This window comes from Pseudomonas sp. NPDC089554, assembly GCF_050280645.1.
GTDB lineage: Bacteria > Pseudomonadota > Gammaproteobacteria > Pseudomonadales > Pseudomonadaceae > Aquipseudomonas.
Genome location: NZ_JBNNVR010000061.1, coordinates 1 through 14,341, shown reverse-complemented (window position 1 = coordinate 14,341; position 14,341 = coordinate 1). Strand labels below are relative to the sequence as shown.

Below are 14,341 nucleotides of genomic sequence, written 5' to 3'. Positions count from 1 at the left end.
ATGACCGAGCTGTCGAGGGTACCGGTCACCGAGCTCAAGGGTGTGGGCGAGGCCATGGCGGAAAAGCTCGCCAAGGTCGGCCTGGAGAACCTGCAGGATCTTCTGTTCCACCTGCCATTGCGCTACCAGGACCGCACCCGCGTAGTGCCTATCGGCCAGCTGCGCCCTGGCCAGGACGCCGTGATCGAGGGTGTGGTCAGCGGCGCCGATGTCACCATGGGCAAGCGCCGCAGCCTGGTCGTACGCCTGGGTGACGGTACCGGCGTACTGAGTTTGCGCTTCTATCACTTCAGCAACGCCCAGAAGGAAGGCCTCAAGCGCGGCACCCAGCTGCGCTGCTATGGCGAGGCGCGCCCCGGCGCCTCGGGGCTGGAGATCTACCACCCGGAATACCGCGCGCTCAATGGCAGCGAGCCGGCACCACCGGTCGAGCAAACGCTCACGCCGATCTACCCGACCACCGAAGGCCTCACCCAACAGCGCCTGCGCCTGCTGTGCCAGCAAAGCCTGGGCATGCTCGGCCCACGCAGCCTGCCCGACTGGCTGCCCAATGAGCTGGCCCGCGATTACCACCTGGCGCCGCTGGACGACGCCATCCGCTACCTGCACAACCCACCGCCCGATGCCGACCTTGACGAACTCGCCGAAGGCCAGCACTGGGCGCAACACCGCCTGGCGTTCGAAGAGCTACTCACCCACCAGCTCTCCCAGCAGCGCCTGCGTGAAAGCCAGCGCAGGCTGCGCGCGCCCTTGCTGCCCAAGGCCAGCCGCCTGCCCGCGCAGTACCTGGCCAACCTCGGCTTCCAGCCCACCGGCGCCCAGCAGCGGGTCGGCAACGAAATCGCCTACGACCTCAGCCAGCCAGAACCGATGATGCGCCTGGTGCAAGGCGATGTGGGCGCAGGCAAAACAGTGGTGGCGGCCCTCGCCGCGTTGCAGGCCTTGGAGGCCGGCTACCAGGTGGCGCTGATGGCGCCGACCGAGATCCTCGCCGAACAGCACTACATCACCTTCAAGCGCTGGCTCGAGCCGCTGGGCATCGAAGTCGCCTGGCTCGCTGGCAAGCTCAAGGGCAAGGCTCGCGCCAGCGCCCTGGAGCAAATTGCCAGCGGCGCACCGATGGTGGTCGGCACCCACGCGCTGTTCCAGGAAGAAGTGAAGTTCCAGCGCCTGGCCCTGGCGATCATCGACGAACAGCACCGCTTCGGCGTGCAGCAGCGCCTGGCCCTGCGCCAGAAAGGCGTGGACGGCATGCTCTGCCCGCACCAGCTGATCATGACCGCCACGCCTATTCCACGCACCCTGGCGATGAGTGCCTACGCCGACCTCGACACCTCGATCCTCGACGAACTCCCCCCTGGCAGAACCCCGGTGAACACCGTGCTGGTCGCCGATAGCCGGCGCTTCGAGGTGGTCGAGCGTGTGCGTGCGGCCTGTGCCGAAGGGCGCCAGGCCTATTGGGTATGCACCCTGATCGAGGAATCCGAGGAACTGACCTGCCAGGCCGCCGAAAGCACCTTCGAGGAGCTGGGCAGCGCCCTGGGTGAACTGCGCGTGGGGCTGATCCACGGCCGCATGAAACCTGCCGAAAAAGCTGCGGTAATGGCCGAGTTCAAGGCCGGCCACCTGCAATTGCTGGTAGCCACCACGGTGATCGAGGTGGGCGTGGACGTACCCAATGCCAGCCTGATGATCATCGAGAACCCCGAGCGCCTGGGCCTTGCCCAACTGCACCAATTGCGCGGCCGGGTTGGCCGAGGCAGCGCCGCGAGCCACTGCGTACTGCTTTACCATCCGCCTTTGTCGCAGATTGGCCGCGAGCGCCTGGGGATCATGCGCGAAACCAACGACGGTTTCGTGATAGCCGAAAAAGACCTGGAACTGCGCGGCCCCGGCGAAATGCTCGGCACTCGCCAAACCGGCCTGCTGCAATTCAAGGTGGCCGACCTGATGCGCGATGCCGACCTGCTGCCCGCCGTGCGCGACGCGGCCCAGGCGCTGTTGGCGCGCTGGCCGGACCACGTCAGCCCGTTGCTCGACCGCTGGCTGCGTCACGGCCAGCAATATGGCCAAGTGTGACGCTGGTCCCATTAGGGGTCCAGCTTAAGGCTTGGGATGGTTATACTTCGCGTTTAAAAGAAGAACTGGATACAGACCATGACTGAAGTGGCCCTGGACACTGCAACCCCGCACGCACCGTCGGTCATCCGGCTGTTGCTCGAAAAGCTCGGCGTAGCCTACCGCGAAGTGCTGGAGCACCCGCTGTTGCCGGCCGCATCGCGCGTTCAGGCGATCCTGCTCGACGATGAAATCGGGGCACTCATGGTGCTGTTCCCACAGAGCCAGCTGCTGGACCTCAATCGCCTCGAGGAACTGACCGGTCGCAAGCTCAAGGCCGTCCCCTTGGCGCGTCTCAAGCAAATGCTCGACAAGCATTCGCTCAAGACCTTGCCCGGCATCCCCTCCCTGACCAGCTCACCCTGCCAATATGAAGCCAGCCTGCTCAAGGCCGACAAACTGCTGATCGATTCTGGCGAAGCCGGGGTGCTGCTGGAAATCGAGCGCGATGCGTTCAAGCGCATGCTGAACAAGGCCAGCTCCAGTAGCTTTGGCCTGGAAGTCGAGAGCATCAAGCGCAACCTGGATCGCCCCCACGACGATACCCAGGAAATTTCCAACGCCGTGCAGGCGTTCACCGCCCGCCGGATCCAGAAGCGCCTGGAAGAAACCATCGAGATCCCGCCGCTGGCCGACACCGCACAGAAGATCATCAAGTTGCGGGTCGACCCCAACGCCAGCATCGACGATATCACCGGCGTCGTGGAAACCGACCCGGCGCTGGCCGCGCAGGTCGTCAGCTGGGCCGCGTCGCCCTACTACGCCTCGCCAGGCAAGATCCGCTCGGTGGAGGACGCCATCGTCCGCGTGCTGGGCTTCGACCTGGTCATCAACCTGGCCCTGGGCCTGGCCTTGGGCAAAACCCTGAGCCTGCCCAAGGACCACCCGCAGCAGGCAACGCCCTACTGGCAGCAGTCCATCTACACCGCCGCGGTGATCGAAGGGCTGACCCGCGCCATGCCACGTGCCGAGCGTCCTGAAGCTGGCCTGACCTACCTGGCAGGCCTGCTCCATAACTTCGGCTACCTGCTGCTGGCCCACGTCTTCCCACCGCATTTTTCGCTGATCTGCCGTCACCTGGAGGTGAACCCGCACCTGTACCACAGCTATGTGGAGCAGCATCTGCTGGGCATCAGCCGCGAGCAAATCGGTGCCTGGTTGATGAAACTGTGGGACATGCCAGAAGAGCTTTCCGCCGCGCTGCGCTTCCAGCACGACCCAGACTACCAGGGCGAACATGCGGTCTACCCGAACCTGGTGTGCCTGGCCACCCAGTTGCTGCGGCTGCGGGGCATTGGCTCGGGCCCGCAGGAAGTGATCCCCGATGCGTTGCTCGAACGCCTGGGGCTTACCCGCGACAAGGCCGAAGAGGTGGTTAGCAAGGTGCTGGAGGCCGAACAGCTGCTACGCGAGCTGGCCTCGCAGTTCCAGAACCCGCAGTGATGAAAAGGGGCCGCATAGCGGCCCCTTTTTTCAGCTCTTCTTCTTCGGCTTCAGGTATTTCATCAGGCCCTGGAACCAGATCACCAGCGCCGGGTTGCCCTTGATCTGGATGTTCTTGTCCTGAATACCCTGCATGAACGCCAGCTGCTTGTTACGGGCCTGCAGGGTGGTGAAGCCAAAGGCTGCATCCTTGAAAGCGATGGCGAACGCCGGCTCAGGGTGCACACCGCCTTTGCTGCTGATGCGCTCGCCACTGACCGTGAAATGCCGGGCCACCTTGCCATCCAGTGTCTGCATCTGGAAAACCAGGTTCTTGTCGCGCAGTTGCTGCTGAAATGCCGGGTTGTTGCGGCTGGCCCTGGCCATCAACAGCCCCATGGCCCAGAGAAGAAAGCGGAACTTCATCAACACGCCTCGATTGCAAAATGACTAAAGCGCGCAGTTTATCCTTTTATTGGACTTTCAATGCAAGTTCGCAGCAGTTTTACGCGTGTAAGGCGATAGAAAACACTACGGGCGCACAAGGCGCCCGTTCGAATGACACTGGAAATTCAGTTCATTTCTTCTTGGCGGGTTTGGCTGGCGTGTTGACGGAGTCGCGCAGGTTCTTGCCTGGCTTGAAGGCAACGGTGTTGCTGGCCTTGATCTTCACCGGTTGACCGGTTTGCGGGTTCTTGCCGGTGCGGGCGCCACGATGACGCTTCTCGAAGGTGCCGAAGCCCACCAGGGTGACCGTGTCCTTGTCCAGGGCGCCGGTGATGCTGTCGAGAATCGCGTTCAGTACCTGGTTGGCCTTTTCTTTGGTCAGGTCGGCCTTTTCGGCGATGACGGCGGCGAGTTCTGGTTTACGCATAGTGAAGCCTCTTTGACGGGATTTTTTGTTGTTATGCCGTGCTGCCTGCTAACAGCAGCGCTCAAGGCGCCGCAGGCTCTAATCTGCGGCAGACGGAAGTGAGAATGGCACGCCCTCCGGGGGCGCGCCAGTGTCTGCGTGGCCATTGTCGCGGCATTAACAAGACAAATCCGACAGAAAGCCAGGCATTTACGCCATAAGGGGTGGCAACTGCCTGTTTAGCGCCAGCTTTTCCATTACGGCAGCCCCGGTCAGCGCATAGCCCAGCAACTGGCCGTCTGCATCGCGGCACAGCACCTTGAGGTCGCTGCCCTCACCCTCCACCTGCCAAGCCCCCTCACGCCCCATGGGCGGTGGCGACACCACCAGTGGGCAGGCGGGCGTCTTCACCGTGACCGGCATTGGTCCGTAGGCCACTGTCGTCGGGTTGCCCGACAGGGTTTGCGCCAAGGCCCGCGCACAGGTCATCAGCGGCATGACGTAGAGCAGGTTGATACCGTCCACCTCGGCGCAATCGCCCAAGGCGAAGATATTGTCGTGGGAGGTGCGCAACTGGCGGTCGACCACCACCCCGCGGTTGACCTGCAAACCCGCTGCCGCCGCCAGGTCGGTGCGTGGACGCAAGCCGATGGCCGACACCACCAGGTCGCACGGGATGACGCTGCCATCAGACAAATGCGCCTCCAGGCCCTGGGCGGCACGTTGCAAACGGTTGAGCACCGGCCCCAGGTGAAAGCGCACGCCGAGCCCTTCCAGGCCCGCTTGCACCGCGCCCGCAGCGGCAGGGTGCAGCAGCGTCGGCATCACCTGCTCACAAGGCGCGACCACCTCGACCTGGTAGCCGCCCAAGGTCAGATCATTGGCGAATTCGCACCCGATCAGCCCAGCGCCCAGTACCAGCACGCGCTGTTTGCCGTCAGCGGCAGCGCGAAAGCGTGCATAGTCTTCCAGGTCGTTGATCGGGAACACCCGATCGGCTGCGTCGCCCTCGACCGGCACCTGCACGGTCTGTGCGCCCCAGGCCAGCACCAGGTCGCGGTATTGCACGGCTTCTTCGCCGATCCACAAGCGCTTGTGGCCCGGGTCGATGCCGCTGATACGGGTGTGGGTGCGAATCTCGGCGTTGAGCTGCTCGGCCATCGCACCCGGCTCGGCCATGCTCAGTTCGTCGGCGTCCTTGTGTTTGGCGAAGCCGGTGGACAGCATCGGCTTGGAATAGGAGCGTCCGTCATCGGCCGTTATCAACAGCAGCGGCGTTTGCGCGTCGAGCTTGCGAAACTCGCGGGCCAGGTTGTAGCCGGCAAGGCCGGTACCGATGATGACCACGGGGGACGTCATGCCATGCTTCCTCTATTGCGCTTGGGGGCGATCAGCCGATGGCGATCATTTCGAAGTCGCTCTTGCCGACACCGCAGTCGGGGCACAGCCAGTCTGCCGGCACATCCTCCCAGCGGGTGCCGGGGGCGATGCCGTCGTCCGGCCAGCCTTCGGCTTCGTCGTAGATCAGGCCGCAGACAATGCATTGCCATTTTTTCATGGGGTCGGTTTCCTCGTTCAGGCTCGGGTTCACAGGGGCCGCCGTTATGGTTTTCAACGGACCAGGCCGTATGTTGCGGCGCCTCGGGGCTTTGTATCGGCCCTGCCAGCAGTATGCAAGCAATCGGGGCAATCGTGCTAAGCTCGCCGCCTCACTGGTTGTAACAAGCATACCGACGTGCCGCACGAAACCCCGCAAGCAGCCGCTGCCGCGTGGCTGACGCATTCCCGTCTGCCTGGCGACATTGCCCAGCCAACCCTCGACTGGCTGTTCGACCAAGGCTCGCTGACCCGCCGCCTGACCCGCCTGTCCGACGATCATTTCTGCGTCACGCCGTTGTTCGAAGGCTGGCAGCCGCTGCGCGACGACGAGTGTGCGGCACTGGGCCTGGCTTCGGGCGAACAGGGTTGGGTACGCGAGGTGTTCCTGCGTGGCCACGGCCAACCTTGGGTATTCGCTCGCAGCGTGGCCAGCCGCAAGGCCTTGGAGCGTGGCGGCCTGGACCTTGAAACCTTGGGCAGTCGTTCGCTGGGCGAGCTACTGTTCTGCGACCAGGCGTTCATTCGCCAGCCCATCGAGGTGTGCACTTATCCACAGGCCTGGCTGCCTGCGGAGGTCGCCTGCGCAGGCCTCTGGGGCCGGCGTTCGCGCTTCGAGCGTGACGGCCTGGACCTGCTGGTGGCCGAGGTGTTCCTGCCAGCGATGTGGCAAGCAGCCCAGGAGGAAACCCGCTGATGTACCTGCAACTGCTCAAGTCGCTGAACCGCCTGCACCCTCGAGCCTGGGACTTCATCCAGCTCAGCCGCATGGATCGCCCGATCGGCATCTACCTGCTGTTGTGGCCGACGCTCTGCGCCGTGTGGATCGCCGCCGAAGGCTCGCCGACCTTGGCCAACGTGCTGATCTTCACCCTGGGCGTGACGTTCATGCGCGCGGCAGGCTGCGCGATCAACGACTTCGCCGACCGCAAGGTCGACGGCCACGTCAAGCGCACCGCCGACCGACCGCTGGCCAGTGGCCGAGTCACGCCGCGCGAGGCGGTGATGCTGTTCGCCGTGCTCACCGGCGTGAGCTTCCTGCTGGTGCTGTGCACCAACGCCAGCACGGTGTGGCTGTCGTTCGGCGGTGTCGCCCTGGCGTTCTGCTACCCCTTCATGAAGCGCTACACCTATTACCCGCAAGTGGTACTGGGCGCGGCCTATTCCTGGGGCATCCCCATGGCCTTCACCGCTGCGGGCGGTGAGCTGCCGGCAGCGGCGTGGCTGCTGTATATCGCCAACCTGCTGTGGACGGTGGCGTTCGACACCTACTACGCGATGGTCGACCGCGACGACGACCTGAAGATCGGGGTGAAATCCACTGCCATCCTGTTCGGCGAGGCCGACCGGGCGATTATCCTGACCTTGCAGGTGCTGTCGCTGGGCTGCCTGATGCTGGCGGGCAACCGCTTCGAACTGGGCCTGTGGTTCCATCTGGGGCTGTTCGCTGCGGCGCTGTGCTTTGCCTGGGAGTACTGGTCGACGCGCAAGCTGGACCGCGAGGCGTGCTTCAAGGCGTTCCTGCACAACCATTGGGCGGGGCTGCTGATTTTCATTGGTGTGGTGCTGGACTACGCACTGCGCTGAGTGACGTTGGGGGCCGCGTTGCAGCCCCCAACAATTTCAAGGCTTGGCGATATGCCAGACGTCCTTCACGCCATCGCCGGTCTTGTCCCCGGCTTTCTTGTCCTTGATGAAGGTGTACAGCGGCTTGCCGTCATAGGCCCACTGCTTGCTGCCATCATCGCGCATCACCACTGTCCACTTGTCCTTGGCCGGCTCGTCGTCGGCCTTGACCATCAACGGCGGCCAGTTGGTGGCGCAGTCGCCGTTGCACATCGACTTGCCGCCGGCGTCTTTATCGAAGGTGTAAAGCGTCATGCCGTTGTGATCGACCCACATGCCGTCTTTCTCCATGGCATGGTGGGCCGACGCCACCCCCGGCAGCGCGAGCGCCGCGAAAAGGGCCATCCAGCTCAGCGTATGTCGTGTCATTGGAATCACCATCGTGTCGGGGGTGGAGTGCATTCAGGTGCCGCCGCAGCGGCCTCATGAAGCCTAGCCCAGTCACCAAATGTCGCCAGAAAGGCCAACACCCTGTCACGAAGCTGCAATAATTCCGTTATCTAATGCGGGCCAAGACACCGTTCCTGGGAGAGGTTTTGAGCATGGTTGGCAGAAACATTCTGATCGTCGACGACGAAGCGCCGATCCGCGAAATGATCGCCGTTGCATTGGAAATGGCCGGCTATGACTGCCTGGAAGCGGAGAATTCGCAGCAGGCCCATGCCATCATCGTCGACCGCAAGCCAGACCTCATCCTGCTCGACTGGATGCTGCCCGGCACCTCCGGCATCGAGCTGGCCCGCCGCCTGAAGCGCGACGAGCTGACCGGCGACATTCCGATCATCATGCTCACCGCCAAGGGTGAGGAAGACAACAAGATCCAGGGCCTGGAAGTGGGCGCCGACGACTACATCACCAAGCCCTTCTCGCCACGCGAGCTGGTAGCGCGCCTGAAAGCCGTGTTGCGCCGCACCGGCCCGAGCGACAGCGAAGCGCCGATCGAAGTTGGCGGCCTGCTGCTCGACCCAATCAGCCACCGCGTGACCATCGACGGCAAGCCCGCCGAGATGGGCCCCACCGAATACCGCCTGTTGCAGTTCTTCATGACCCACCAGGAGCGTGCCTACACCCGTGGCCAGTTGCTCGACCAGGTCTGGGGCGGCAACGTCTACGTAGAAGAGCGCACCGTCGACGTGCACATTCGTCGCCTGCGCAAGGCACTGGGTGAGGCGTACGAAAATCTGGTACAAACCGTGCGGGGCACCGGCTACCGTTTCTCCACCAAGAGCTGACACGCCGCAACGCCAAACCGCACGTCGCTGTACAAGGACTGTCAATTGAACCAGAACTGGCACTCGACGCTGATTCGCCACTTGTTGCTACTCATCAGCGCCTGCCTGATTGGCGGCCTGGTTTCCGGTTACTACGGCTGGAGCCTGGCCATCGGCCTCGCGCTCTACCTGGGCTGGACCCTCAAGCAGCTGCTGCGCCTGCACGATTGGCTGCGCAACCACCAGCCCGACGAAGCCCCACCCGATGGCTACGGCCTGTGGGGCGAAGTGTTCGACAGCATCTACCACCTGCAACGTCGCGACCAACGGGTACGCGGACGGCTGCAAGCCGTGATCGACCGCGTCCAGGAGTCCACGGCCGCCCTGCGCGATGCAGTGATCATGCTCGACAGCGACGGCAACCTGGAGTGGTGGAACCGCGCCGCCGAAACCCTGCTGGGCTTCAAGACCCCGCAAGATGGTGGCCAGCCGGTGACCAACCTGGTCCGTCACCCGCGCTTCAAGGAATACTTCGAGGCGGAAAACTACGCCGAGCCGCTGGAAATCCCCTCGCCGATCAACGACCGCCTGCGCGTCCAGTTGCACATCACCCGCTACGGCAACAACGAGCACCTGATGCTGGTGCGTGATGTCACTCGCATCCACCAGCTCGAACAGATGCGCAAGGACTTCGTCGCCAACGTCTCCCACGAGCTGCGAACCCCGCTGACGGTGATCACCGGCTACCTGGAAACCTTGCTGGACAACGTCGAGGACGTGAACCCGCGCTGGACCCGCGCCTTGCAGCAGATGAGCCAGCAAGGTTCGCGCATGCAGACCCTGCTCAACGACCTGCTGCTGCTGGCCAAGCTGGAAGCCACCGACTACCCCTCGGACAACCAGCCCGTGCAGGTCGACACCCTGTTGCAGGCGATCAAGGCCGACGCCCAGGCGCTGTCTGGCCCGCGGCGCCAGAAGATCACCCTGGAGGCCACCCCTGGCGTGCGCCTGAAGGGCAGCGAGTCGGAGCTGCGCAGCGCGTTTTCCAACCTGGTGTTCAATGCGGTGAAGTACACCCAGGACGAGGGCGATATTCGCATTCGCCTGTGGACCGACGAGCAAGGCGCGCACCTGTCAGTCAAGGACTCCGGCATGGGCATCGACGCCAAGCACCTGCCGCGCCTGACCGAGCGCTTCTACCGGGTCGACTCCAGCCGCGCCTCGAACACCGGTGGCACCGGGCTGGGCCTGGCGATCGTCAAGCATGTGCTGCTGCGCCATCGCGGGCGCCTGGAGATCAGCAGCGTGCCGGGGCATGGCAGCACGTTTACCTGTCACTTTGCACCGGCACAATTGGCGGTGAAGGCCTGAGGCAGGGCCGGGCTGCAACGCAGCCGCCCCTTTGCTTTTAACCCCCCAGCCGCTACATTGGCTGCTTCATTTTCAAAGACGGCCCCCGTAACTCCCCATCATGGACCCTTCCCCTGGTATCAGCGTCACCTCTCTTTTCGCCGATTTCGGCATGATTCTCTTCGCTCTGTTCCTGGTGTTGCTCAACGGCTTCTTCGTTGCGGCCGAGTTCGCCATGGTCAAGCTGCGCTCGACCCGGGTCGAGTCCATCGCCGAGCTGCATGGCTGGCGCGGCAGCATCCTGCGCAAGGTGCATAACCAGCTGGACGCTTATTTGTCGGCCTGCCAGTTGGGTATCACCCTGGCCTCCCTGGGCCTGGGCTGGGTCGGCGAGCCGGCGTTCGCCCACCTGCTCGAGCCGCTGCTGGCCTACCTGGGCGTGGACACGCCCGAGCTGGTCAAGGGCATCTCGTTCTTCGTCGCGTTCTTCGTGATTTCCTACCTGCACATCGTGGTCGGCGAGCTGGCGCCCAAGTCGTGGGCGATTCGCAAGCCCGAGCTGCTGTCGCTGTGGACTGCCGTGCCGCTATACCTGTTCTACTGGGCGATGTACCCGGCCATCTACCTGCTCAACGCCAGCGCCAACACCATCCTGCGCATTGCCGGGCAAGGCGAGCCCGGGCCACACCATGAGCACCACTACAGCCGCGAGGAACTCAAGCTGATCCTGCACTCCAGCCGCGGCCAGGACCCGAGCGACCAAGGCATGCGCGTGCTGGCCTCCGCCGTGGAGATGGGCGAGCTGGAGGTGGTCGACTGGGCCAACTCCCGCGAGGACATGGTGGTGCTCGACGCCAAGGCGCCGCTCAAGGAGATCCTGGCGCTGTTCCGCCGCCACAAGTTCAGCCGCTACCCGGTGTACGACGCCGAGCGCGAGGAGTTCACGGGCCTGCTGCACATCAAGGACCTGCTGCTGGAGCTGGCCGACCTGGACCACAACCCCGAGGCCCTCGACCTCGACGACCTGACCCGGCCGCTGGAGCGCGTTTCGCGGCACATGCCGCTGTCGCAGTTGCTGGAGCAGTTCCGCAAGGGCGGCGCGCACTTCGTGCTGGTAGAGGAAGCCGATGGCAAAGTGATCGGCTACCTGACCATGGAGGACGTGCTGGAAGTGCTGGTCGGCGATATCCAGGACGAACACCGCAAGGCCGAGCGCGGCATCCTCGCCTACCAGCCGGGCAAGCTGCTGGTGCGTGGCGACACGCCGCTGTTCAAGGTGGAGCGCCTGCTGGGCATCGACCTGGACCACATCGAAGCGGAAACGCTGGCGGGGCTGGTGTATGAGTCGCTCAAGCGCGTGCCCGAGGAAGAAGAAGTACTGGATGTCGAAGGCCTGCGCATCATCATCAAGAAGATGAAAGGCCCGAAGATCGTCCTGGCCAAGGTGCTGAAGCTGGACTGACGCTCAGGGGTTCCCTGCCGTGAAGTTCGGCAAGCCACCAAGCGGCCGGTCGAAGCGGTAGGGAATCGACTCCAGCGACAGCCCCACATTGCGCTGCACCACGAAATGCAGGTGCGGGCCGGTGCTGTTGCCGGTATTGCCCGACCTGGCCAGCAGCTCGCCCTGGGCCACCCGCTGGCCCTCGCCGACCACCACCGAGCCGCGCATCAGGTGCAGGTACACGCCCATGGTGCCGTCGGGGTGTAGCACCCGCACGAAGTTGCCCGACGGATGGGTACCACGCCCGCTCTGGCGGTTCTCCACCTTCACCACCACCCCACCCCGCGCGGCGATGATCGGCGTGCCCTCGGGCATGGCGATGTCCATGGCGTAGCGGCCCTTGGGGCCGAAGTGGCTGTAGCTGCCGTTGGCGCCCTGGGTCAGGCGAAACGGCCCGCCGCGCCACGGGAAGGGGTAGCGGTAGGCCTGCGGGCGCTGCGCCGGGTCGCCCATGGCGTGGCGGAACTTGGTCTTATAGGCCAGGCGGCTGCCCGGCCGGGCCGTCACCACGCTCAGCACCACCGTGGAACGCGGGGGCAGCACACGGCGCACGATACGCGGCGCATTGCTGCCCTGGGCATTGGCCAGGCGACTCAGGCGCAGCTCGACCTCCACCGGGGCGAACAGGTCATTGCGGGCCAGGAAGCGCACACCGCTGGCGAAAGGCTCGCTGTGCAGGCGCACCTGGTCGTCGATGCGCTCCAGCGGGGTGTCACGCAGGGCCTTGGCCCGGGCGCCGGGGCTGGGCTGATAGGAATAGGACGCCACGCCGAAGGTATCGGTGGTGCTGTAGAGGGTCATGGCCATGCCCGGCGCAGAGGCCATGAGCAAGGCACAGAACAGCAGCAGATGCCGGGGCATGATGGTGGCTTTGTGACAGTTGTTATGTCTCGAAGCCTAGCAGCGGGATTCTGAAGGAGGTATGACAGTTGGTCGGGAGGATTTAACGCCGCAGACTTTATGGGAGCGGCCTTTCGCGATACAAGGCCGCTCCCACAGGGTTTTGTCGTCTGGCGAATTACGCGCCGGGAGTGAAGTGCTTCTGCGCCGTGCCACGAGCGATCAGGCGCGAAAGATAATCGAGCTTCTGCGCATCCTGGTCGACGAACTTGAAGGTCAGCTGCAACCAGTCGCTTTCAGGCTTGGGCTCCACCGCCGCGATGGCGTGCAGGTAGCCATTCAGACGCGCCACCTCGGCGTTCTCGCCCTGCTCCAGGTCCAGCACCGCGCCTTCGAGCACCTGCGGCAGGGCCGCGCTGCGGCGCACCACCAGCAGCGCTTCCTTGAGGCTCAAGGCCTTGATCACACAAGGCTGGGTACCGCTGGCCAGGCGCAACTGCCCTTGGCCGCGGCCAGCTGAGGCAGCAGCCGAAGCACTTTTGGGGGTCGGCGCGTTGATCAGCGGCTTGGCTGCGGCGGGCGCAGGCGCAGCGGTCGGCGTGGCTTTGACCGCCTCCGGCTTGCCGCCGGTCAGGGCGCTGAGCGAGTCGTTGGCGAATGCCGAGTTCACCCGCGCCTGCGCACCGGCCATCAGCCCTTCGAGCTTGCCGATCTTGGTCAGCGACTTCTTCACCTTGGTCAGCAATTGCTCGTTGGTGAACGGCTTGCCGACGAAGTCCGAAACCCCGGCCTGGATCGCCTGGATCACGTTCTCCTTGTCACCCCGGCTGGTCACCATGATGAATTGCAGGGCTTTCATTTCGTCCTGCTGGCGGCACCAGGTGAGCAGCTCGAGGCCAGACATCTCCGGCATTTCCCAGTCGCACAGAACCAGGTCGAAACGTTCCTTGCTCAGCATGGCCATGGCCTTGCGGCCGTTGACCGCATCCTCGATGACCATGCCTGGGAAGGCATTACGCAGGCACTTCCTTACCAGGTCGCGGATGAACGGTGCATCGTCCACGACCAGCACATTGACTTTACTCATCGATACTCCTCTTGAATCCCGACTAGCATACCGCCGACTGATGGCCATTTGCCAAACCACGGGTCACGCCGGGACAGCTCAAGAACGTTCGCGGGTGCCTACCATGTGCCCCAGACACACGAAAACGCCCGGACTAAGCCGGGCGTTTTTGCACGCGGGCAATATTATTTATCGTCCGGTTCAGCCGGAACATTAGCGAATTCCGCTGCGCCCTCGACCTCGGCCTTCATGCGCTTGAGGCCCATGTGGCGCACATCGGTGCCGCGCACCAGGTAGATCACCAGCTCCGCGATATTGCGCGCGTGGTCGCCGATACGCTCCAGCGAACGCAAGGCCCAGATGACGCTCAGCACCCGCGAGATCGAGCGCGGGTCTTCCATCATGTAGGTCACAAGTTCGCGCAGGGCGGTCTTGTATTCGCGGTCGATGGTCTTGTCGTACTGCGCCACCGCCAGCGCCAGCTCGGCGTCGAAACGGGCGAAGGCGTCCAGCGCGTCGCGCACCATGTTGCGCACCTGGTCGCCGATATGGCGCACCTCGACGTAGCCACGTGGCGACTCGCCCTCCTCGCACAGCTGGATGGCCCGGCGGGCGATCTTGGTGGACTCGTCGCCGATGCGCTCCAGGTCGATCACCAACTTGGAGATGCTGAACTGATCGAGAATCGAGAAGAACAGCCCCACCAGGTCGGGTGAATGGCCCAGGCTTTTCACATGGTGGTTGCTCATCGACATGTT

General features: G+C 64.0%; 15 protein-coding genes. 7 read left to right on the top strand and 8 right to left on the bottom strand.

The features are described from left to right. Together recG and ACQKPE_RS17615 are read left to right on the top strand one after the other, a co-directional pair. Positions 1 to 2,079: an ATP-dependent DNA helicase RecG gene (gene recG, locus ACQKPE_RS17620; protein WP_427667822.1), complete on the top strand. Its 2,079-nt coding sequence runs from the start codon at positions 1 to 3 to the stop codon at positions 2,077 to 2,079. A gap of 78 nt (positions 2,080 to 2,157) precedes the next feature. Further along, a complete protein-coding gene (locus ACQKPE_RS17615; protein WP_427667820.1) occupies positions 2,158 to 3,561 on the top strand; it encodes an HDOD domain-containing protein in 1,404 nt (467 codons plus the stop codon). Between the two features lie 30 nt (positions 3,562 to 3,591). Here ACQKPE_RS17615 and ACQKPE_RS17610 read toward each other — a convergent pair whose 3' ends face one another. The 4 genes from ACQKPE_RS17610 to ACQKPE_RS17595 form a co-directional block, all read right to left on the bottom strand. Beyond that, positions 3,592 to 3,966 carry a helicase gene (locus ACQKPE_RS17610; RefSeq protein WP_427667818.1) on the bottom strand — a complete coding sequence of 125 codons (375 nt, stop codon included), beginning with the start codon at positions 3,964 to 3,966 and terminating at the stop codon, positions 3,592 to 3,594. A gap of 151 nt (positions 3,967 to 4,117) precedes the next feature. After that, positions 4,118 to 4,414 carry an HU family DNA-binding protein gene (locus ACQKPE_RS17605; protein ID WP_054884748.1) on the bottom strand — a complete coding sequence of 99 codons (297 nt, stop codon included), beginning with the start codon at positions 4,412 to 4,414 and terminating at the stop codon, positions 4,118 to 4,120. Positions 4,415 to 4,603: 189 nt separating this feature from the next. Then, positions 4,604 to 5,752, bottom strand: a complete 1,149-nt coding sequence (locus ACQKPE_RS17600) for an NAD(P)/FAD-dependent oxidoreductase (RefSeq protein ID WP_427667816.1) — start codon at positions 5,750 to 5,752, stop codon at positions 4,604 to 4,606. A gap of 31 nt (positions 5,753 to 5,783) precedes the next feature. Then, the gene (locus tag ACQKPE_RS17595) at positions 5,784 to 5,951 is read right to left on the bottom strand and encodes a rubredoxin (RefSeq protein ID WP_027592137.1); all 168 of its coding nucleotides are present in this window, start codon (positions 5,949 to 5,951) and stop codon (positions 5,784 to 5,786) included. Positions 5,952 to 6,128: 177 nt separating this feature from the next. Here ACQKPE_RS17595 and ACQKPE_RS17590 point away from each other — a divergent pair, with 177 nt between their 5' ends. Together ACQKPE_RS17590 and ubiA are read left to right on the top strand one after the other, a co-directional pair. After that, entirely contained in the window at positions 6,129 to 6,686 is a 558-nt protein-coding gene (locus ACQKPE_RS17590; protein ID WP_427667813.1) for a chorismate--pyruvate lyase family protein, read from the top strand. Next, positions 6,686 to 7,576 carry a 4-hydroxybenzoate octaprenyltransferase gene (ubiA, locus tag ACQKPE_RS17585; RefSeq protein ID WP_427667811.1) on the top strand — a complete coding sequence of 297 codons (891 nt, stop codon included), beginning with the start codon at positions 6,686 to 6,688 and terminating at the stop codon, positions 7,574 to 7,576. The genes ACQKPE_RS17590 and ubiA overlap by 1 nt, the downstream gene beginning before the upstream one ends. Positions 7,577 to 7,612: 36 nt before the next feature. Here ubiA and ACQKPE_RS17580 read toward each other — a convergent pair whose 3' ends face one another. Further along, positions 7,613 to 7,984, bottom strand: coding sequence for a COG4315 family predicted lipoprotein (locus ACQKPE_RS17580; protein WP_427667809.1), 372 nt, complete (start codon positions 7,982 to 7,984; stop codon positions 7,613 to 7,615). A 173-nt stretch (positions 7,985 to 8,157) separates the two neighbouring features. Here ACQKPE_RS17580 and phoB point away from each other — a divergent pair, with 173 nt between their 5' ends. From phoB to ACQKPE_RS17565, 3 genes are all read left to right on the top strand, one after another. Further along, positions 8,158 to 8,847 (top strand): phosphate regulon transcriptional regulator PhoB, encoded by a 690-nt coding sequence (gene phoB / locus ACQKPE_RS17575; protein WP_003253341.1) that lies wholly within the window; start codon positions 8,158 to 8,160, stop codon positions 8,845 to 8,847. Positions 8,848 to 8,892: 45 nt separating this feature from the next. After that, positions 8,893 to 10,197 carry a phosphate regulon sensor histidine kinase PhoR gene (gene phoR, locus ACQKPE_RS17570; protein ID WP_427667807.1) on the top strand — a complete coding sequence of 435 codons (1,305 nt, stop codon included), beginning with the start codon at positions 8,893 to 8,895 and terminating at the stop codon, positions 10,195 to 10,197. A gap of 100 nt (positions 10,198 to 10,297) precedes the next feature. Next, on the top strand, positions 10,298 to 11,638 hold the full coding sequence (locus tag ACQKPE_RS17565) for a hemolysin family protein (RefSeq protein WP_427667805.1): 1,341 nt from the start codon (positions 10,298 to 10,300) through the stop codon (positions 11,636 to 11,638). 3 nt (positions 11,639 to 11,641) lie between these two features. Here ACQKPE_RS17565 and ACQKPE_RS17560 read toward each other — a convergent pair whose 3' ends face one another. The 3 genes from ACQKPE_RS17560 to phoU form a co-directional block, all read right to left on the bottom strand. Beyond that, on the bottom strand, positions 11,642 to 12,538 hold the full coding sequence (locus ACQKPE_RS17560) for a M23 family metallopeptidase (protein WP_427667803.1): 897 nt from the start codon (positions 12,536 to 12,538) through the stop codon (positions 11,642 to 11,644). A gap of 157 nt (positions 12,539 to 12,695) precedes the next feature. Then, the gene (locus tag ACQKPE_RS17555; protein ID WP_427667801.1) at positions 12,696 to 13,604 is read right to left on the bottom strand and encodes a response regulator; all 909 of its coding nucleotides are present in this window, start codon (positions 13,602 to 13,604) and stop codon (positions 12,696 to 12,698) included. A gap of 164 nt (positions 13,605 to 13,768) precedes the next feature. Then, positions 13,769 to 14,341: phosphate signaling complex protein PhoU (gene phoU / locus ACQKPE_RS17550; protein ID WP_427667799.1), on the bottom strand; the 573-nt coding region annotated here is incomplete at its 5' end.